This is a genomic window from Bacillus cereus group sp. MYBK79-1 (assembly GCF_051915365.1).
In the GTDB taxonomy this organism is placed as follows: Bacteria; Bacillota; Bacilli; order Bacillales; family Bacillaceae_G; genus Bacillus_A.
Window position 1 is genome coordinate 107754 of the sequence record NZ_JBQAEO010000002.1, and the last position, 21199, is coordinate 128952.

Below are 21199 nucleotides of genomic sequence, written 5' to 3' on the forward strand. Positions count from 1 at the left end.
AAGTCTGGCAAATTTTATTATCGTTCATTCTCACATTGATTGTGCATCTGTTTCGTCCACAGCAGTATGTATATCAAGGTCTCGATGCATGTTTTCCTGCATAAATGTTAGCTCAAATACTTCTTTTAACTTACGAACGGGAATGATTTCAATTCCTTTTATTGTGTACAAAAACGGTTGCATGTTTTCAGCAGGAATGATGACTTTCTTAGCACCTGCTTTTTTAGCGGCTTTTATTTTTGCGTACACACCACCAATAGGTTTCACTTCTCCGTGTATACTTATCTCACCGGTCATCGCTACTTCATTACTCACATACGTACGATGCACTGCTGAATATACACCTGTTGCCATAGCAATACCTGCCGAAGGCCCATCAATTGGGATACCACCTGGAAAATTAATATGTATATCGTATCCTTCTGGCAACACATCTAGAGAACGAAGTACCGTTAATACATTATCTACAGAACCTTTCGCCATACTTTTACGACGAATGGATTTCGTTTGACTACCAATACTTTCCTCCTCCACAATTCCGGTAACATTTACCGATCCTTTATCTTTCGCCTTGATTGCAGTTACTTCAATTTCTAATAACGCGCCCGTATTTGGTCCATATACAGCAAGTCCATTTACAAGACCTATTCTCGGAATAGGATAAATACGTTTTTCGTATTTCGGTGTAAGTTGACTAGAGTGAACAACCCACTCTATATCTTCATCTTTAATAAAAGAACGTTCTTCATTTATTGCCATACCAGCAGAAATTTGTACAAGGTTAATCGCTTCTCGTCCATTTCTTGCATACATCCCGATCATTTCAATACCATTTTCACCTATTTGCATTTCCACTTTATCAGCTGCATTCTTCGCTACTTTTTGAATCTCTTCTGTATCTAACTCACGAAAAAACACTTCTAAACAGCGTGAGCGAATAGCAGGAGGAATCTCCTCTGGCGAACGTGTCGTCGCCCCAACTAAGCGAAAATCGGCTGGCAAACCTTTTTGAAAAATATCATGTATATACGTTGGAATCATTGAATTTTCTTCACTATAGTACGCACTTTCCAAAAATACTTTCCGGTCTTCTAACACCTTTAACATTTTGTTCATTTGAATTGGATGTAATTCACCAATCTCATCAATGAACAAAATACCACCATGCGCATCTGTTACAGCCCCTTTTTTCGGCTGTGGGATACCCGCTTGCCCCATTGCACCTGCCCCTTGATAAATCGGATCATGGACTGAACCAATTAATGGGTCTGCAATACCACGTTCATCAAACCTTGCTGTTGTCGCATCAAGTTCGATAAATGTTGCATTCGTACGAAATGGAGATTTCGGATTTCGTTTCGCTTCTTCCAATACGAGACGTGCTGCCGCTGTCTTCCCGACACCTGGCGGACCATATATAATTACATGTTGCGGATTCGGACCACAAAGAGCCGCTTTTAACGACCTAATTCCGTCCTCTTGCCCTACAATATCTAAAAAGGATGTAGGACGTACCTTTTCCGCAAGTGGCTCTGTTAAAGAAATCTCACGCATTTTACGAAGCTGTTCTAATTCTTTTTTCGATTCTCGATCAATTGAAACTTTTTGTGTTCGCTGATTTCGAAGTAAATGCCAAAAATATAATCCGACAATTACACCAAAAACAAGTTGAACAAGTAAAAATATATTTGTCCAGCTCATAATTTATTTCCTCCCGCAATGTTTTATCACTTAGTATTTCCGCGGAGGAACATAGCTAAACATAAAGAAAAACAGCAATTATAAAAATTGCTGTTTCTTCATCGCACTATGCAGATGTTTTTGTATCAAGTACAGTACCGTCTTGTAACACCAATTTCGGCGGTTCATTATCAGCTACTGTTTCTTTCGTCAGAATACACTTCTCGATATCTTTGCGAGATGGAAGTTCGAACATTACATCAAGCATTAAGCCTTCAATAATAGAACGAAGTCCACGAGCACCTGTTTTACGTTCAATTGCTTTTTTCGCAATTTCAATTAGTGCACCTTCTTCAAACTCTAACTCAACATCGTCAAGCTCCAATAGTTTTTGGAATTGCTTAACAAGTGCATTTTTTGGTTTCGTTAAAATATCTACAAGAGCATCTTCATCAAGCGGCTCTAGGTTCGCAATAACTGGAAGACGACCGATAAACTCCGGAATTAAACCGAATCTTAAAAGATCCTCTGGTAAAACGTGAGATAAAACATGCTTCTCATTTACATCAGCATTTTTCTTCTCAGCACCAAATCCAATTACTTTCTCACCAAGGCGACGTTTAATAATTGGCTCAATGCCATCAAACGCTCCACCACAAATGAATAGGATATTCGTTGTATCAATTTGAATGAACTCTTGATGCGGATGCTTACGACCACCTTGAGGTGGAACGCTCGCTACAGTACCTTCTAAAATTTTCAGAAGTGCCTGCTGTACGCCTTCACCAGATACATCACGTGTAATTGATGGATTTTCGGACTTACGTGCCACTTTATCAATCTCATCAATATAAATGATTCCTTTTTCCGCTTTCTCTACATCATAATCAGCTGCTTGGATTAATTTTAGTAAGATGTTTTCTACATCTTCCCCTACATATCCAGCTTCTGTTAAAGATGTTGCGTCCGCGATCGCAAATGGAACATTTAAAATACGCGCTAATGTTTGTGCCAATAATGTTTTACCACTACCAGTTGGCCCAATAAGTGAAATATTACTCTTCGCTAATTCTACATCATCAATTTTACTGTTAGAATTAATGCGTTTGTAATGGTTATATACCGCTACCGCTAGTGCTTTTTTCGCGTTATCTTGTCCGATGACATACTCATCTAAGATTTCACGAATTTCTACCGGTTTCGGTACATCTTTGAATTCTACTTCTTCGTCCTTCGCAAGCTCCTCTTGTACAATTTCAGTACAAAGTTCGATACACTCGTCACAAATGTAAACACCTGGACCTGCAACTAACTTTCGAACTTGCGTTTGTGTTTTACCACAGAAAGAACATTTTAATTGACCTTTTTCATCATTAAATTTAAACATATTTTCACACCCCTTACAAAGTGCTAACCTCTTGCCTTCGTATGTACACGATAAATGTATCGTATGTAAATACATATTATGTCACTACGTGGCGAGAAATACAAATAATATGACTAGTTATGTACAAATAAAAAAATTTTAAAACTTTTGAAATATGTATATTCGACTTGTAAAGGAAGTTTTCCTTCTTCATCGAAAAGTTTTATAAATATATTTCTATATTTATAAAACAAGGCACGATTAAAATCGCGCCTTGTTATTTTATTATGCAGCGTTGTCTACTAAGAAGTCTACAGCTTTACGCACTTTAAGGTCTTCAGATAAAGCGTCTACGCTTCCAAGAGCTTGCTTGATAGCGTCTACTGGCATACCGTACATTTCAGCCATTTTTTCAACTTCTGCAGTTACTTCTTCTTCAGTAACTTCGATGTTTTCAGCTTCAATGATAGCTTCAAGAACAAGGTTGATTCTTACGCGTTTTTGAGCGTCTTCTTTCATTTGCTCTTTTAACTTGTCAGCGTCAGTACCTGTGAATTGGTAGTAAAGCTCAAGGTTCATACCTTGTTGGCTTAAACGTTGCTCGAATTCACGAACCATACGATCTAACTCAGTGTCGATCATAGCTTCTGGAATCTCGATTTCAGCGTTAGCAGCAGCTAATTCTACTACTTCGTCACGTACTTTGTGCTCAGCTTCGTGCTTTTTGCCTTCTTCTAAGTTTGTACGAAGTTTTGTTTTTAATTCATCAAGAGTTGCAACTTCTTCGTCAGCTTCTTTAGCGAACTCGTCGTTTAACTCAGGAAGTTCTTTTGTTTTGATTTCGTGAATTGTTACTTTGAATGTAGCTGGTTTACCAGCTAATTCAGCAGCGTGGTACTCTTCTGGGAATGAAACTTCAACTTCTTTAGAATCACCAGATTTAAGACCAATTACTTGCTCTTCGAAACCAGGGATGAAAGTACCAGAACCGATTGCAAGAGAATAGTTTTCGCCTTTTCCGCCTTCAAATGCTTCGCCATCAACGAAACCTTCGAAGTCGATTACAGCTGTATCACCGTTTTCAACAGTTCCTTCTTCTTTAACAACTAGTTCAGCTTGACGCTCTTGTAAAGATTTTAATTCGTTCTCTACATCTTCGTCAGTTACAGTTGTTTCAACTTTTTCTACTGCTAAACCTTTGTACTCCCCTAATTTAACTTCAGGTTTCACTGTAACTTTTGCAGTGAAGATAAGGTTAGCATTTTTTTCGAACTTCTCGATGTTGATTTCAGGATGATCAACTGGGAAGATACCAGCTTCATCAATCGCTTCACCATATGCTTTTGGTAAGATGATATCTATAGCATCTTGATATAAAGATTCGATACCAAAGCGTTGTTCGAATAACGGACGAGGCATTTTTCCTTTACGGAAACCTGGTACGTTGATTGTTTGTACTACTTTTTTGAACGCAGCGTCGATAGAGTTGTTTACTTCTTTAGCATCAACTTCGATTGTTAAAACGCCTACGTTACCTTCTAATTTTTCCCATTTTGTAGCCATTTATTCTTTCCCTCCAACTATAATAATGTATGCACATACCTCTATAGATTAAAATCTTCATTATCTCTTTTTTGAAATAACAAAAGTACAAATAATCCTCTAGCAAAAGCTTTCAGATATAATGTTCCAATCTACTAATTGCCTAAAAGACAACTACGGTATATTTTGTTCGAGAATAATATGAAACATATTAAGTAAGAGAATTACACTTCTCTTCTCTTACAAACAGGCAGATTTCTGCCTTTTGCAACCCTTACATTATAACATAGAATATGCTCGTTTCAAGAACCGAACGATTCTTTTTCATAATTATACGGGCAAATATCCTTCTCTTTCAACACGTAATAACCATTGATAGGCAATATGAAACTCTTCTAATTCAATATTATACGCTGTCATAAGTTCTTCTTCATCAATAGTCAATCCGAAACGCTTTCTTCCAATTCTCTCTAAAACAGCAGCCCAAATCTCCACTTTATCCATTAATAGAGCGAATGGGAAAACGCTAATTCGCAATTCTTTCCAATATGTAACCATCGCATCAAATATATCGGGATATTTTTGCTCTAATCGGCTTGATAATGTATGTATAATGTTATCGGATTGCTCCTCATTATGACCTGTAAATGCTGGAATCACCTTAATCGTATTCCCAAACTTTTCTACCTCTATCTCTTCTTCTATTTGATTTTCTATCATTTTATATAAAATAGAAGTTTTCAAATAAGGGTGCTGTTTTTCGTCTATTAAAAATTTCTTTAAAACAGGTAATGCAAGATCCAAGTCTCTTAACGAAAGTTGCTGAATCGCTCTTAGCTTTTGCCCAAAGTTTTCTCCAAACATTTCATTAGTAAACTCATCCAATTCAAAATTCGAATCGACTAGTGACGTATCTACTTCATTTAACATACCTTCTGCAAATAAAGCGAGCTGTGCTAATTTTTCCTTTTGCTCAGGCATTACATCTTTCGTTTGCAAAACCTTTTCAACGATTTCAATGACACCTTCATAATCATTTGTTTGAACTAAAATCGTCACATATGTTTCAAGAATATCACCAAATAATACAGCCCCTGTTTCAAGTAACTGTTCACATTTGTCTTTCGCTTCTTCCATATGTTTTAATTCTAACAAACAAATAACAGAAGCGAGTTCCGTTTGTTCCGTTTCTGCATTATACTGACGTAATATTTCAAAGCAGCGCAATGCATCTTCGAATTTCCGCTCTTTCAGTGCTAAAAAACCTTCATCAATATATCGCTCTGATAGTTGCGGAAACAATACGACCGTATTTTCTTTTTTATCCATACGTCCGCCTCTTTTTCTAGATTTTAATTATCTTTAAAGTAAATATATCAAATGAGTAATAAGAACACAACATCCCAAAACCCTTTATTTGAAATATAGAAATATTTAATTTTTATATTTCAATATAAACAAATCCTTACTAAAAATTAAAAATGCGCAAATAAAAATCCTCAGCAATTAAAGCAGAGGATTCATCATTAATGGAAAGCTTTTATAATAGTGGGGTATATAACAAGGGTAATAATTTGGAGAACAATAATTGCCATAACAATCATGCTACAATAGAAGATTGGTTTACTTCGCTTCATTAAAAACATAATAATAAGCATCGTACAAGCAAACAAACTTAAGAAGAACAAACTCGTTGTCGAACTAAGTATACCACTCGGGACAAAGAACAATAACACTACACTACAAGTACCTATAATTCCAAATAACCATTCCATTCATTCACTCATTCCCTTTCCCTCTCATGGCAGTTTTTTTACTAAGCGATTAAATGTTTTACAACATCAACTACATACGTTAATTTCTCATACGCTACAAATCCAAAAGCAACTGTTAAACCCGTTACGATTAACCCTTTCATCATTTCTTCCTCCTCGTTTTATCGTTGTTACCTTCATTATAGAGGATTAGCAATTTGTTACCATCGAACTTCCTTACAGTTACCTTACAGAATTGTAAGATTTCAAAAAAGGCATAAAAAACAACTTATATCACTTGAGGGGACTTCATGGAATTTCTCTATAATCACTTGCAAAATCAACTTTTTTCTCAGCACCTTTTTACATATTTTTAAATAACATTCGTTACTTTTCTCAACTTACCTTCAAATGTTTTTAATTATAAGAAAACACTTTATTAAAATCGTGTTAATATATTTTTGTACAATCAAAAATTTAAAAGGGGGATTATATATGTTTAAAAAAATGGCTGCAGATGTATTAGGACTAAGTGATGTAGGATCTGTCATCACACCGAAAGATTACGATAAAGTTGATGCTGATGATTATGTGATGCATGAAGACGGGGAGAAAATTTATTTTCTAATTAAATCAAAATCAGATGAATATTGTTTCACAAACAAAGGATTAATCCACCTAGATGGCACAAGCGCAACAAGTAAAAAACGTACACTACGCCGCTTTAGCTATAGTAAATATCAAATTAAAAACGTAGCACTTGAAACTGCTGGAACGATTGATTTAGATGTAGAAATCAAGTTCCAAATGGGTGATGAGCATTATTCAATTGATGTTCATAAAAAACATATTGAAGAATTAAAAGATTTATATAAAGCTTTACTTAAAATAGAAGAAATCTCATACGACAACGATATTACATTGCAGTATGCACATAAAAGTCTAGATATGGCATCTAACGCTTTCAGCCGTATTTCAAACCCACAAGTAAATTTAGCAGAGCAGTTTAAAGAAATGAACGAAATCGCCTTTAACTGGCTCGTTGATACGAAGAAACAATATAATGTGAAAGATTATGGTTTTGTCTTTGAGAAGTTTATTAATAACTGAACAAGAAACCCTTGTTATCAAAAGATAACAAGGGTTTCTTGTTCCAGGAGAGATTTGAACTCCCGCCCCGCCCATTTCCGCACTATTTTATATATTTTGATCGCAGTCTTAATATATCTTCCTCTTCTCGAATGCCTGCCGATCCCTTCCTCACATTTTTTACGACAGTCCAATCTGGGTTAGTTTCATCACCGATGTTCTGTACTGTAAAGTTGCCATCACCATATTTCCGGTGACCTTCTGCCAACTTCTCCGTTAAATCATTCTCATTTGATCTCGCCATTTTTGCGCCATCTCCCTTTTTTATACAACCTTCTTAAACTGTCCAGCCAATCACACGTCCAGTCAATTGGAGATTCTCACTTTCCGCTTCTATTAATTGTAACACACTGCCGGGGATAAGTTCCGATAACGGCTGCTCAATCGTACTAGAATGGTAAAAAGTTTTATACCATTCTAAGTGATTAATTAGGGGAATCTGGATATGGATTTGAGTTCCATCATAAACCTATTGATTCTTTAAATTAAATAAGAGGAATAGGGCGCATAAATGGCGCTCTTTTCTTAATGTACTTCAATCTGTAATATATAATAATTATCATATATTACGTTATATTTTACACCTCTTGCACATACATCAATTTATAGACAAACAAAAAACCTTGTTATCAAAAGATAACAAGGTTTTTTTAGCGTCCCAGGAGAGATTCGAACTCCCGACCGTACGCTTAGAAGGCGTATGCTCTATCCGGCTGAGCTACTGGGACATGGAGCGGGTGAAGAGAATCGAACTCTCGACCAGAGCTTGGAAGGCTCTTGTTTTACCACTAAACTACACCCGCATATGTTATTTTATTTTTCTTCGTTAGCGCTGTTGCCCTATCGACAATATTTATTATATGTATAACCATACATAAAGTCAACACCTTTTTTAAAAGAGGATAATTTTTCTTATCCTCTTTTAAAAAGTGCTTGTTCAACTAGTTGTCCGTCTAATGTTTCAAAACGAACTTCCATTTGCTTTTCATCCATTTCTAATAAAGCAAATGTCTTTTCTACACGCTGACGTGGCAATAAAATACTGCCTGGATTAATAAATAATACGCCGTCGATTAATTCCGCACCTAATACGTGAGAGTGTCCGAAGCATGCAACTTGCGCCCCTACCTCTTCTGCATGGTACGCTAATGTTTGTAATGTCATTTTCACGTTATGACGATGTCCGTGCACAACTACGAAACGAATGCCATCTACATCAGTTACAATTTCATCTTGAAAGTTAGCATAATCACAGTTCCCTTTTACAACATGGAAACCTTGCAGCTCTTCATGAGCAGGCGTTAGCTCTGAATCACCGCAATGAATCATGACATCTACTTTTCCTTCATATTTCTCTTTCAACTGCTGTAATTCCTTCACAGAGCTATGACTATCGCTTACGATTAAAGCTTTCATCAATCTCTCTCCCTTATTCTCCTAAAAACCATTCAGGGATTTTTTCTTCTAGCTTACGAAGAGCACGTCCGCGGTGACTAATGGCATTTTTCTCATCTGAACTTAGTTCCGCCATTGCTTTTTTATATTCTTCCACATAAAAAATCGGATCATATCCAAAGCCGTTTTCTCCGCGGCGCTGTTCTAAAATATACCCTTCGCACGTCCCGTTTACAATGACAGGCTTTTTATCACCTTCAGGGAAAGCCACTGCTAATGCACAGTAGAAGCGAGCTTTACGCTTTTCAAACGCTACTTCATTTAATTCTTGTAATACTTTATCAATATTCGCTTGATCGTCTTTCGGCTCTCCAGCAAAACGAGCTGAATACACGCCTGGTTTTCCATTTAAAGCATCTACAATAAGACCTGAATCATCTGCAATTACGATTGCATTCAACTGTTTGCTCAGACTATCCGCTTTTAAAATCGCATTTTCTTCAAATGTTTCACCAGTTTCTTCGACTTCTTCAATATGAGGAAAATCATGTAATGATTTTACTTCTAAATCAAATCGCTCAAATAACTCAGCAAATTCTCGTACTTTCCCCATATTTTTCGTCGCTACAACAACTTGTTTCATACTTTCCACCTCTACTCTATATGAGATACGATGTCACCTAACGCTTCTTTTTGCATGTCAATCAGTTGGAAAATACCTTTTTCTGCAGCATCAAGTAATTCATTTAACTGCGCTCTGCTAAACGTCGCTTCTTCTCCAGTTCCTTGCACTTCAACAAACTGACCTTTTCCAGTCATAATTACGTTCATATCAACGTCTGCTTTAGAATCTTCTGCGTAGTTTAAATCTAAAACAACACCTTGCTCTTCAACAATCCCTACTGAAGTTGCGGCTAAATAATCTTTCACTGGAATTTTAGATACTTTTTCTGCTTGTAATAACTTCTCAAACGCTAATACCATTGCTACATATGCACCTGTAATAGAAGCAGTTCTCGTTCCACCATCCGCTTGAATAACATCACAATCAATCCAAACTGTTCTTTCACCAAGTGCTTCTAGGTCAACTACCGCACGTAATGCTCGTCCAATTAAACGCTGGATTTCCATTGTACGTCCTGTTACTTTCCCTTTACTTGATTCCCTTATTGTACGTTGTTCTGTTGCACGTGGAATCATCGCATATTCAGCTGTTACCCAGCCCTTTCCTTCTCCACGCATAAAGGGCGGGACACGCTCTTCAATTGTCGCTGAGCAAATTACCTTTGTATCCCCAACTTCAATTAATACTGATCCTTCTGGATTTTTTAAATAATTCGTATGAATATGTATACGGCGTAATTCTGTTTTCTCTCTACCATCTACTCGCATAAAAATAACCTCCTCATAACTACTTGTTAGTATAGCCAAATTTAAATGTATGATATGTATACAATAAAAGAAGAGGAACCCAAAAAGCAATTCCCCTTTCTTACTTAAGTATATCAAATTATTGACGATTAAAAACTACCTGTATTCACGTTTTCTGGACGATCGACAGGTTTTATTAACTTTCCGCCCTTTTCATCTATAAGATTTGCTTTACCATTTACTTCAATAGAAACACTTTTCACGCCTTTCTTTTCTGTTAAAGATAAAACTAACGACTTCAATACGTAATTTGAAACCATATTTTTATCTGGGTTTATAAATATATTTTCGTTAAAGTTTAATGTAAGATTTCCATCTTGTAATTTCGGGTTCGTAATAAGCTTAACTCCTGGATTAAAATCATTTAGAAGCGACTGATGAATCGGTCCTTTTACAAGCTCATCTATAATTGCTGCATAATCATTTTCTTTTCCTTCTACAACGCGGCGTGTTACCGGTACGTAGTATTGCTGTTTATTATTATTTTGTGCCATAAAATAAAGTGTAACCGGTTTTGTATTTGTTACATCCGCTACTTGCTCGTCATCGAAGTTGATACCGTTAGCACGGCTCACTCCTTCACCAAGCGGCGTACCCCCAACAGGCATCTTCGCCAATTTCTCACCATTTATTTGGAACTGCACTTGTTTTATTTCTTTAAATTGCGTCAACGTCCACGCTATTGACTCAACAATTTGACGTTCTTCTTCTTTTGCATAGTTTTTCATTTCATTAGAGAAATCAATGACTGCCGTCCCATCTTTTTTCAAATTTAGGGTCATCGATGTATTCGCTGGAATGACTGCACGGAACCCATTCGGTAATAAATTCGTTACCGGTCCATCTTTCACAAGGTACTCTAACGTTTGCTGAATAACCTCATTGACTTTTGGAGTAGGTACAGCTAACGTTTGCGGTACAACATAACCATTTTTATCAACAAGGTATAGTTCTCTATTTACCATTTGTCCTTGCTTATCTTTCTTAGCTACTTCTTTCTTTCCACCCTCTGTATACGTAACTTGTTTTGGCGGATCAATTTGTTCCGTTGCTTTCTCCTGATTTATAAAGCCACACCCTGTTAGTAAAACAGCGCTCACAGTAGCACCAACAACCCATTTAAAAGTGGATTTAGGCATGCCATTCCCCCCTAAAATCTAAGTTTGTACTATTATGTATACGAGCTGTTTCATGTTTTAGAACTAGCTGTCCGGCAAATAGCGGGATAAAGTGAAACTTTAATCAGTGGGGGTTTTCTCCATCCCCCACTGATTATTAGCCCTCACCAATCGGACTTTTATGGGCAGCCCGACCCCCACCTAAATTCTTTGCTTTCGCTGAATTTTGAGGTGGGGGTCTTACTGCCCATTAAAGCGTGATAAACAAAAAACTCCTGATTTCTCAGGAGCTCACTTATATAAATTCTACTATTATTCTTTTTCTAAATAAATATGTTTCACATTTTCAATCGGTTGACCGAACCATTTTGATGCAATTTCTTTAAATAGGCCTATTTTCCCTGTTGTTAAGAAGAGATGATCACTTTGTTCCTCTCCCTCATTCAACATTTTACTATGGTATAAAATTGTACTTACTTCGCGCGCCGTTTCATCACCTGAACTAATAAGTTGTACTTTATCTCCCATTACTTTTTTAATAACAGGGCCTAAAATTGGATAATGTGTACAACCTAAAATAAGTGTATCAATATCAGTATTTTTCAGTGGTTGCAACGTTTCTCTTACAACTTCATACGCCATTTCACTTTCAAAATTCCCACTCTCTACAAGCTCAACAAAAGGCGGACACGCTAAACTTTCTACCATAACACGGTTATTAATAGACTTTAACGCTTCTTCGTATGCACCACTTTTCACCGTTCCAATCGTTCCAATAATCCCAACATGATATGTGTTTGTCACTTTTAAAGCTGTACGCGATCCTGGGTGAATAACTCCTACCACTGGAATTGGTAATTGTTTCTGCATCTCTTCTAATACAACCGCAGTTGCTGTATTACACGCAATAACTAACATTTTGATATTTAAATCTAGTAAATGCTCCGTCATTTCCCACGTAAATTGACGCACTTCTTCTCGAGAACGCGGACCATAAGGGCAACGCGCTGTATCCCCTAAATATATAATACGCTCTTTCGGCAACTGACGAATTAATTCCTTCGCTACTGTTAAACCGCCAACTCCTGAATCGATAACACCGATTGCTCTATTCAACTTCATCACCCGTTTTCTCATTCATCATGTTATTTTATCATTATATTTTACACACTTTACGTTCGCTCACTTAAACTGCTTCTGTATGAAAATTTTCATTTGTACCTGTATAGACTAGGACCTTTTTTATTTTGCTCCTTTTTTTCAGAATTTGCAAGACAGAAAAATAACCGACCTTCTATACGAAAGTCGGTTTCTTCTATATAAAGTGAAACTTTAATCAGTGGGGGTTTTCTTCATCCCCACTGATTATTAGTTGAACCAATCGGACTTTTATGGGCAGTTGATCCCCCACCTAACTTCTTTGCTTTCGCTGAATTTTGAGGTGGGGGTCTTACTGCCCATTAAAGTGGGATAAAGTGCATATTTATTGCTCCATCTTTTTTTGGAAAGAAGACATTCCTATTAATAAGAAGAAATGAGCAGAAATTAACATGACGATTAAAATAAAATTCAAACGATAACTATTTGTAGATTCCATAATTTTGCTCGCTACAGCTGGTCCAAATGCCATACCGAAAAAGTTAATTAAATTATATAAACCAAGACCGACTCCAACTTTAGCTGGATGTAATGTTTTCGGTATAAATGTGTTTACTGATACTTGAATGGCTGAATAACTCATAAATGTTAAAATAATCGCCACTAAAATAACAATTAAGTTCCCATTCGGAACAAGCCCTAAAATTAAAAAGCCAACAATCATAATGACAGACGCTACATAAATCATATTCACATTTCCAAACGAAGGGACAATTTTCCCAGTAATAAAACTAGATACAATACCAAAGAGTGATGCAATAAACAATGCAACTCCGATAACGAATGGAGACAATCCGTGCTCTCTTCCTAACAGTAATGGTAATAATAATAAACTAGCACATAGCGCCACATTCATTATAAATCCGACCGCTATTAAACGAAGAAATGGTTTATTTGTAAACAACTCAATATCAATAAATGGATGCTCTGCGTTCTTCATACGAACCGTGAATAAAAATAAGAAAGCTACCGATAACACAAATAGCCAACTATTAATATTTACGCCTAATAAAACAGTCGTAATGAATGCAAATAATAACGCCGCTCCAATGTAATCAAAATGAAACGCTTCATCCGTATGCTGCGCTTCTTCTGGCATAAATTTTATAAGCAAGAAAATCCCAACTACTGAAATAACCATAAATAAAAATAAATATGGCCACCCCAGTGTATTTGTAATAGCCCCGCCAACTAAAGGACCAATACCTATTGCTAATGCAATAGAAGAACTAATCATCGCTAACGCACCAGGCTTCTTATCAGGAACAACTAATTTTGCCACTGCAATCATACTAAGCGCAATAAACGCCGCGCCCCCACTTGCCTGCACTAATCTTGCAAGAATGGTAATCGCATAAGAGTGATTCATAAATCCAATAATAGAACCCGCTACAAATATGATAATTGAAATAATTAATAGTTTTTTTACACTATAACGATCAGCCAGCTTCCCATAGATCATCGAACCAATACCGACAACTAAGGAATACCCTACTACAACCCAACTTACTTTCGATTGACTAATGGATAAATCGTTAGCCATATCTTCTAACGCTACATTAAATAAAACCGCATTCATTGGTCCTAATAAAACGATAAAACATAGTGTAAGAACAAACCATTTTGAATGGTTACTTATATCTTTCCCCATGTGTAACACCTCTCCTGATTATAGTAACTGTAAATGAAATATAAAGTTGTTTAGCTCCGCTATCACCACTAAACAACTTCATCAAATGTATACATTCATCGCGCGACAAACTGAATTCGAAACGAAGCATGTATGTTGTTCGATATTCATGGAACTATCATAGTTTTAGCATTACAGTTTGTCAACGAAAAATATACAAAGTAAACTAATTTAGTGTTTTTAGTTTACTTTGTCCAAAAATTGTTATACACTAATTTCGAATCCGATATAAGGAGGACTGACATGGTTATTCAAGTTTGCAATTTCTAACTTAATAAAGTGAAACTTTAATCAGTGTGGGTTTTGTTCATCCCCCACTGATTATTAGTTGAACCAATCGGACGTTTACGGACAGTTGATCTCCCATCTAACTTCTTTGTTCCAACTGAATTTTGAGGTGGGAGTTTACTGTCCGTTAACGCGGGATAAAACCAAATAAATAAAGAACTTTTATATAGAAGAAATATTACAGGAGGATTATGATGAAGAAAAAAATGTTAGTCGTATTAACGGGCGTAGAAAAATATCCAAATTTAAATCGAGCTACTGGTCTTTGGCTTGGTGAAGCTGTCCATTTCGTTAAAAAAGTTGAAGAAGCTGGTTATGAAGTAGATTATGTTAGCCCACAAGGTGGTTATACACCGATTGATCCGCATAGTTTAGCAATGGCGGAGAGCATCGATTGGGAATGGTATCAAAAGAAAGAATTTATGAATCGTCTCGGTTCTACAATGAAACCGAGTGAGGTGAATCCAGAAGACTACGCTGCGATTTATTACGCAGGCGGTCACGGTGTAATTTGGGACTTCCCAGAAAATAGAGAACTTCAAATGATTAGCCGCAACATTTATGAAAATGGCGGAATTGTTTCCTCTGTTTGTCACGGAGCTGCTGGTTTATTTCACATCACATTAAGTAATGGGAAACGTTTAATTAGCGGTAAAAAAGTCACAGGATTTTCAAACGAAGAAGAGAAGCTAGCCGAACTAGATCAATTCGTCCCATTTTTAACAGAAGATGAACTCATTAAAAATGGAGGCCTTTACGAAAAAGCTCCGCAGCCTTGGGAAGCTTTTGCTATAGAGGATAATCGTGTTATCACTGGTCAAAACCCAGCTTCAGGTGGTCCAGTAGCTGAATTAGTATTACAACACATAAAAAATAACAGGTAATAAAAAAGCAGGTTTTCCATTACTATAGGAAAACCTGCTTTTTTACGAAATCATTTGCAAAATAGCAATGACTTCTTTTTCAACTTCAGAATCATCAATTGCTTCTATATACTCTGGTTTAAACAGTTGATACTTCTTTAATTGATAAAAATCAAGTATCGCTTTCTTTAACGTAATATCGTACTGAATACAAAAAGAATGATCTATAATACGTCTTAACATCACATCATCTTGTACCATAAATAATTGTGCGTTCATTTTATTAAAGTAGCCTTGTTCCATACCAGCTTCAAAAAACATTTGCAAATTATGATTACGATTTTGTTGTGCAGCGACTAACTGATCAGATAAGTGCGGATATGCCTCTTTCAAATCTTGTAAAAAGACATCAGAAATATATGTCACACATTTTAATGAGTGAATAAACGTCTTTTGGAAGCGTTCTGTAAAAGACATACTTTCATCTTGATTATCCGCATCTCCTTCAAGAAGATAGTTTATAAAATCTTCTACCACCGCTTCAATAATCTCATCTTTCGAAGAAAAACGTTTATATAAAGTAGCCTTACTAATATCCATATATTTCGCAATTTCATCTATTTTCAATTGGCTAAAACTCGTTTTTCTAATAACGGGCTTTATTTTATTAATATAAGTATTTGCACACGCAACTTTTCTCATTAAAAGAGCCTCCCCTTTTGTCCATACAAAATAGTATAGCAAATTCACGATTAATTATAAATGAAGTCATTATACTCAATATATCTTTTTAGTTTAAGGGACTTTTCATTTACACTATAGCAAAATGCCCGCTATCTTTGTGAGTAGCGAGCACTTTTTCTATAATGTATTAACAGCTCTTCTTATAGCTTTACCTATTTCCATACTAGACTGCGGGTTTTGCCCTGTAATTAAACGCCCATCTACTACTACATGCGGCGTGAAATTTGGAGCAACATAAAACAAAGCCCCTTCTTCTTTCAATTTACTTTCTAATAAAAACGGCACTCGCTTTTCTAAACGTACAGCTTTTTCCTCATCATTTGTATAACCTGTTATACGCTTACCGGCAACAAAAAACGATCCGTCCTTATTTTTCACACCGACTAAAGAACTTACTCCGTGACAAACAGCCGCTACAATCCGGTTATTGTTGTACATATTCACAATTAAATTTGCAACATATGGATTACCTGGAAAATCTACAATTGCCCCGTGCCCACCACCCAATAAAACCGCATCATAATCCGAAAAATGAACATTTGAGATCGGCTTCGTATTTTGCAATAAAGAAGCAACATGCTTAAATTCACGAGGTATACCGTTCGGAATAGACACTCTGTCAATAGGGACTCTACCGCCCTTTATCGATACAATATCAACATCGAACTTAGCCTTTTTAAACACATGATAAGGAGCTGCGAGCTCTTCCAGCCACAAACCAGTCGAGTGTCCATTCATATCATGAGCGCTTGTTGAAACTAACAATATCCTTTTCAACATATCCCCTCCTTACTACCTATCTATGTATGGAGTGTTCTTATCATTCTTATAGAACATGAAACAGGCAGAAAAATAGCCGACTCTTCATATAAAAGTCGGCTTTCTTTTTATAGTTCGAGCTCTCCCATGCGAAGAAGCTCAACAACTGCTTGTGAACGTCCTTTAACTCCTAGCTTTTGCATTGCGTTTGATATGTGATTGCGTACTGTTTTTTCACTGATAAAAAGTTCACCTGCAATTTCCTTCGTTGTTTTATCTTGAACCAGCAATTCAAATACTTCTCTCTCTCTCTTTGTGAGTAACGGTTTAGATTGATACGCTTTTTCCTTCAACTGGTATAACCCTCCTTGCTTAAGCCAGAGCCGTGTATGTGTAAGTTGGGTGTTTATTTAGTCAAGATATTGTATGAACGAAATGTGCGGGTGGTGAATGAAAATGGGCTTTATTTCACATGTTATTTTAGACTTTTATACAGTGCGCACACTCTTTGTATCCACTCACTTCTCAGTACGCCATATTTGTTCTAGTAATATACTGATAACTGTACCTACGAACAATCCATTTCCGAATATATATTGCATAACAGACGGCAGTGATTGGAGTGCTCCAGACGGTAAAAACATAACACCGCTTCCAAATAATACAGCAACTCCTAAAACCGTTACATTCCGTTCGCTCATTGACACTTGTTTGATATTATGAAAACCAATTCCAATTAGCTGTACGAACGAAGCCATTAAAACCGCAGATGCGACTGCAGATGGTAACGATGCTAAGTAACGAATAATATTTGGAAACAGCGACATTATGACTAGTAACAGACATGCTAGTAAGAACGATCGTATATATTTTTGTTTCGTTAAACGTATAAATCCTGCCGTTGCTGGTAACGGCACGACACCTACAGTTGAAAATATAGAAGAAATGATATGTGAAATCCCTCCAACCCACGTACCATCCTTCAACTGCTTCTGTTCAATAGTCCCTTTTTGAATAGTAGCTTGATTGATCGCTATAATAGCTGCCACTGTATTTGAAACTAAAATACATACCATAACGAAACTGGATACAGCCATACCTTCATTCCACTTTGGAAGTCCCCAAGCAAATATTTGCGGAAATTGCACAAAATGAGTTACTTGAGATGGAATCGTCACTTTTCCTGCAATTAGAAAAAGAATCCAGCCACTAATTAATCCTATTAAAACTGCATAACTTTTGACAAAACCTTTCCCGAAGTTAGATAGTATAATAACGAAAAGAAATATACTAAACGCAATTATCGCTGTAAATCCATCGATTTGAGCAACAGTAGTTGTAATTCCTAACATTCCTTTTAGGAATACACCGCTTAATTGTAAACATAATAAAAGTAAAAACGTCCCTGTCACAAGCGGCGTAAATAAAAATAAAATACGCCCGATAAAACCAGTGACTCCTAACCCTATTAAAATAACACCAGAAATTATCATTCCTAATTCTAAAATTTGCAACGTACTATGTAATTGATCTTGCCCGGCAGTTGCGTATGCGAGTACGGTAAATACTCCAACCCAAGATCCAGCTGGTCCATCCGCAATTGGTAGTCTATGTCCAAGCCACCCTTGTAAAAAAGAAGATATACCAACTACAAAAAATGTACGCTGCATTAAATAAAATATTTCTTCCGTCGTAAGATGAAATAATCCGCCAACGACAATTGGTAGTGCGATTGAATTCGCTAATAAAAATATAAACCATTGCAAAGTTCCCATAATATGATTTTGATTATGTTGATTGTCCAAATTTTTCATCCCTTCTAGCTTTCCTAAAAAAATATGTTGTAAGCATAAAAAAGAAAGGTTCTACACTCACAATTAGAACCCTCCTCAAAACAGTCAAACGATTCTTTTACACAAGATTATTTAATCCCACCTCATTTAAACTGCCAACAACAATATTTCCTTTATGCACGACTAAACACTTCTCTGTTTGACGCGCTACCGCTTCAGCAGTACATGTTGCATTCGTCAAAACAAAACTCGCTTCATCTCCTACATTCGGCCATGTTCGCTTCCCTTCATTGTTTAACGTTTCTTTTCCTCCCGTAATAAAGCGAAGAGCTTTTCCTAAAGACCTTTCGTCACTCCATCCAAAACGTTCCGCTAATCGATTTGCCTTTTGCAGCATATCCCCCGTTCCAAACGGTGACCAATGATCAGTAATACTATCATTTCCTAACGAGACTTTCACACCTTTCTTATCTAATAACGGAATTGGGATTACTTGTTTCCCAATTGGAACGGTTGAAGTAATATCAATGTTTAAAGCAGCTAGTCTTTCCGCCACTTCTTCAGCTTCTTTATCCGTAACACCACCGAGTCCAAGCGCATGACTAATCGTTACGCGACCTTGCCATCCCGCTTCTTCTGTTAGACTTGCCAATCTCTTCATTGTAAACGTTCCAAGATTATTCGCATCATGCAGGTGAATATCAACATCTGCATTAAATTCTACTGCGATATCCATAATAGTATGTAATGATTTTTCAATATCGTTATCCACTGTAGCTGGATCCACACCACCGACTAGATGCGCTCCCATACGCATCGCATCTTTCACAAGTTGCACAGAATTACTGCGCAATAATCCATGTTGCGGAAAAGCAACGATTGTACCAGAAACCTGATTTTTATATGTTTCCAACGCTGCTAACGTCGCCTCCAAATTACCAAGTCCAATAATTGGATCAACATTACAATGCGTTCTTATATTCGTTGCACCATTTCGAAGCAATAACGCTAGCATATTTTCCGCCCTATCTTGAGCAGTCGCTAATTGCTTCGGCAAAATTTCCTCTTCTTCATGAAAACGTGTGAAAATATTCTCTGCTGGCATACAAGCTTTCCAAGGACCACTATAATACGTCTTATCAATGTGAATATGCATCTCTTCGAAAGCAGGCAAAATCAATAAACGATTAGCATCAAGAATTAGTACCCCTTCCTCTTGAACAGCTCCTCCTATCATTTTTTTAATTCGTCCATCTTCAATGAGTAAACTACATAACTCTGTTTCTGTTTGGGAAATCCTTCCCTCTTCATACGTATAGCCTGATTCAAGCATTACATTAGTCAACCAATATGCTGTCATCTCTATTCCCCCACCCTTTATTAAAAGTTACCTCTTACTATAAGTTTAATATCCACTGAAAATTAAGACAATTAATACGACTGTTCTCTAAAAAAAATGTAATACAACCTCATAGTCTTCTCATAAATTTCCATATAGAATAGAAGTATATAGCTTGTCATAAAAAGGAGTGGATTGGAAGATGTCAAAAAGATTATATAAATCCGAAACTGATAAAATGCTATTTGGTATATGCGGTGGTTTAGGAGAATATTTTGATATTAGCTCTACTCTCATTCGCATACTTTGGGTCATTGCTATTTTATGTTTTGGGACGGGGTTTTTAGTTTATTTCATTTGTTTATTACTTATGCCACGCTCTTACTAATAACATTCTTTCATTTATTTGAGCATAGCGCACAAAAAATCTCCTATAGAAAATCTATAGGAGATTTTTTCATGAAGAGTATTTCATCGTTAAATGTAATACTGCTACTTCATCTTCTTCATTTTTATAACTATGTTTCTTATTTGCTTCAAATTGAATAGAGTCAAACTCATTCAATTCGTATACATCGCTTTCTACTTGAATCGATACTTTCCCTTTCATCACTGTTACAAGCTCAATCGCACCTTCATGATGAGCTTCTGGTTCATATATACTATTCGATCTTAAACAAGCACGGTGCATCTCCATCCCTGTTTCTTTCGTATAACGGAACATCGTTTCTAAGTGCCATGCTTGTCCTGCATCTACTGCAAATCCTTCACCGCAGCGCGCCACAGCTACAGGTTCTCCAACAACCATCAATCTCGATAAAGGAATCGATAAGCCTTTCGTTATTTTCCAAATGACAGCTAACGTCGGATTCGTTTCGCCTCTTTCAATCTTTCCTAATGTTAATTTACTAACCCCTGTTTTTTGAGCTAATTCTTCTAAACTTAATTTTTGTTCATTTCGAATTTGTCTTAATAGCTGACCTACTTGCTGAATGACTTCTTTCGTTTGCATATCTTCATGTTCTTTCATCTATAAAACCACCTTAAAGTATAAAATAGTTTACTTTTATTATTTTTAAGTATATTATACTATACATAATTATCAAATTCCGAAAGGAGTGCTATACTTC

At 36.4% G+C, this 21199-nt stretch carries 21 protein-coding genes and 2 tRNA genes; 3 read left to right on the forward strand and 20 right to left on the reverse strand.

From position 1 onward, the window contains the following. Positions 1-30: 30 nt before the first annotated feature. From lonB to ACTFOB_RS05265, 5 genes are all read right to left on the reverse strand, one after another. The gene (lonB, locus tag ACTFOB_RS05245) at positions 31-1701 is read right to left on the reverse strand and encodes an ATP-dependent protease LonB (protein WP_151633454.1); all 1671 of its coding nucleotides are present in this window, start codon (positions 1699-1701) and stop codon (positions 31-33) included. 106 nt (positions 1702-1807) lie between these two features. Further along, the gene (gene clpX / locus ACTFOB_RS05250) at positions 1808-3067 is read right to left on the reverse strand and encodes an ATP-dependent protease ATP-binding subunit ClpX (protein WP_000472283.1); all 1260 of its coding nucleotides are present in this window, start codon (positions 3065-3067) and stop codon (positions 1808-1810) included. Between the two features lie 264 nt (positions 3068-3331). After that, a complete protein-coding gene (gene tig, locus ACTFOB_RS05255) occupies positions 3332-4609 on the reverse strand; it encodes a trigger factor (protein ID WP_064474678.1) in 1278 nt (425 codons plus the stop codon). A gap of 309 nt (positions 4610-4918) precedes the next feature. After that, on the reverse strand, positions 4919-5917 hold the full coding sequence (locus ACTFOB_RS05260; RefSeq protein ID WP_151633450.1) for a hypothetical protein: 999 nt from the start codon (positions 5915-5917) through the stop codon (positions 4919-4921). Positions 5918-6114: 197 nt separating this feature from the next. After that, positions 6115-6363, reverse strand: coding sequence for a hypothetical protein (locus ACTFOB_RS05265; protein ID WP_001973787.1), 249 nt, complete (start codon positions 6361-6363; stop codon positions 6115-6117). 474 nt (positions 6364-6837) lie between these two features. Between ACTFOB_RS05265 and ACTFOB_RS05270 the strand changes: the two genes are divergently transcribed. Further along, positions 6838-7452 (forward strand): PH domain-containing protein, encoded by a 615-nt coding sequence (locus ACTFOB_RS05270; protein ID WP_440024887.1) that lies wholly within the window; start codon positions 6838-6840, stop codon positions 7450-7452. Between the two features lie 82 nt (positions 7453-7534). On the opposite strand, the gene ACTFOB_RS05275 is transcribed toward ACTFOB_RS05270, so the two are convergent. From ACTFOB_RS05275 to ACTFOB_RS05315, 9 genes are all read right to left on the reverse strand, one after another. Continuing rightward, positions 7535-7735 (reverse strand): cytoplasmic protein, encoded by a 201-nt coding sequence (locus ACTFOB_RS05275; RefSeq protein ID WP_151633448.1) that lies wholly within the window; start codon positions 7733-7735, stop codon positions 7535-7537. A gap of 410 nt (positions 7736-8145) precedes the next feature. Beyond that, positions 8146-8219 (reverse strand) — tRNA-Arg (locus ACTFOB_RS05280). Between the two features lies 1 nt (position 8220). Further along, a tRNA-Gly gene (locus ACTFOB_RS05285) sits at positions 8221-8294 on the reverse strand. Between the two features lie 109 nt (positions 8295-8403). Next, positions 8404-8907 carry a metallophosphoesterase gene (locus ACTFOB_RS05290; RefSeq protein WP_440024889.1) on the reverse strand — a complete coding sequence of 168 codons (504 nt, stop codon included), beginning with the start codon at positions 8905-8907 and terminating at the stop codon, positions 8404-8406. A gap of 13 nt (positions 8908-8920) precedes the next feature. Then, entirely contained in the window at positions 8921-9529 is a 609-nt protein-coding gene (locus tag ACTFOB_RS05295; protein WP_440024890.1) for an XTP/dITP diphosphatase, read from the reverse strand. Between the two features lie 11 nt (positions 9530-9540). Beyond that, positions 9541-10278: a ribonuclease PH gene (gene rph, locus ACTFOB_RS05300; RefSeq protein ID WP_440024891.1), complete on the reverse strand. Its 738-nt coding sequence runs from the start codon at positions 10276-10278 to the stop codon at positions 9541-9543. A 128-nt stretch (positions 10279-10406) separates the two neighbouring features. Then, entirely contained in the window at positions 10407-11456 is a 1050-nt protein-coding gene (gene gerM / locus ACTFOB_RS05305; RefSeq protein WP_440024892.1) for a spore germination protein GerM, read from the reverse strand. A gap of 291 nt (positions 11457-11747) precedes the next feature. Then, entirely contained in the window at positions 11748-12557 is an 810-nt protein-coding gene (racE, locus tag ACTFOB_RS05310; protein ID WP_000774001.1) for a glutamate racemase, read from the reverse strand. Between the two features lie 361 nt (positions 12558-12918). Continuing rightward, on the reverse strand, positions 12919-14244 hold the full coding sequence (locus ACTFOB_RS05315; protein WP_440024893.1) for an MFS transporter: 1326 nt from the start codon (positions 14242-14244) through the stop codon (positions 12919-12921). 521 nt (positions 14245-14765) lie between these two features. Here ACTFOB_RS05315 and ACTFOB_RS05320 point away from each other — a divergent pair. Next, positions 14766-15455, forward strand: a complete 690-nt coding sequence (locus ACTFOB_RS05320; protein WP_440024894.1) for a type 1 glutamine amidotransferase domain-containing protein — start codon at positions 14766-14768, stop codon at positions 15453-15455. A gap of 42 nt (positions 15456-15497) precedes the next feature. Here the strand turns inward: ACTFOB_RS05320 and ACTFOB_RS05325 are convergent, their stop codons facing one another. The 5 genes from ACTFOB_RS05325 to ACTFOB_RS05345 all read right to left on the reverse strand — a co-directional run bounded on the left by ACTFOB_RS05325 (position 15498) and on the right by ACTFOB_RS05345 (position 20090). Further along, positions 15498-16136, reverse strand: coding sequence for a TetR/AcrR family transcriptional regulator (locus ACTFOB_RS05325; RefSeq protein WP_440024896.1), 639 nt, complete (start codon positions 16134-16136; stop codon positions 15498-15500). A 159-nt stretch (positions 16137-16295) separates the two neighbouring features. After that, positions 16296-16958 carry a type 1 glutamine amidotransferase domain-containing protein gene (locus ACTFOB_RS05330; protein ID WP_440024898.1) on the reverse strand — a complete coding sequence of 221 codons (663 nt, stop codon included), beginning with the start codon at positions 16956-16958 and terminating at the stop codon, positions 16296-16298. A gap of 107 nt (positions 16959-17065) precedes the next feature. Further along, positions 17066-17290 carry a spore germination transcription factor GerE gene (gene gerE, locus ACTFOB_RS05335; RefSeq protein WP_000659484.1) on the reverse strand — a complete coding sequence of 75 codons (225 nt, stop codon included), beginning with the start codon at positions 17288-17290 and terminating at the stop codon, positions 17066-17068. Positions 17291-17455: 165 nt separating this feature from the next. Next, positions 17456-18751, reverse strand: coding sequence for a purine/pyrimidine permease (locus ACTFOB_RS05340; protein ID WP_440024899.1), 1296 nt, complete (start codon positions 18749-18751; stop codon positions 17456-17458). Between the two features lie 97 nt (positions 18752-18848). Continuing rightward, a complete protein-coding gene (locus ACTFOB_RS05345) occupies positions 18849-20090 on the reverse strand; it encodes an amidohydrolase family protein (RefSeq protein WP_440024900.1) in 1242 nt (413 codons plus the stop codon). Positions 20091-20271: 181 nt separating this feature from the next. On the opposite strand from ACTFOB_RS05345, the gene ACTFOB_RS05350 reads away from it, so the two are divergent. Continuing rightward, positions 20272-20457: a PspC domain-containing protein gene (locus tag ACTFOB_RS05350; RefSeq protein WP_002129290.1), complete on the forward strand. Its 186-nt coding sequence runs from the start codon at positions 20272-20274 to the stop codon at positions 20455-20457. Between the two features lie 69 nt (positions 20458-20526). On the opposite strand, the gene ACTFOB_RS05355 is transcribed toward ACTFOB_RS05350, so the two are convergent. Beyond that, entirely contained in the window at positions 20527-21099 is a 573-nt protein-coding gene (locus ACTFOB_RS05355) for a helix-turn-helix domain-containing protein (RefSeq protein ID WP_087957097.1), read from the reverse strand. Positions 21100-21199 lie beyond the last annotated feature (100 nt).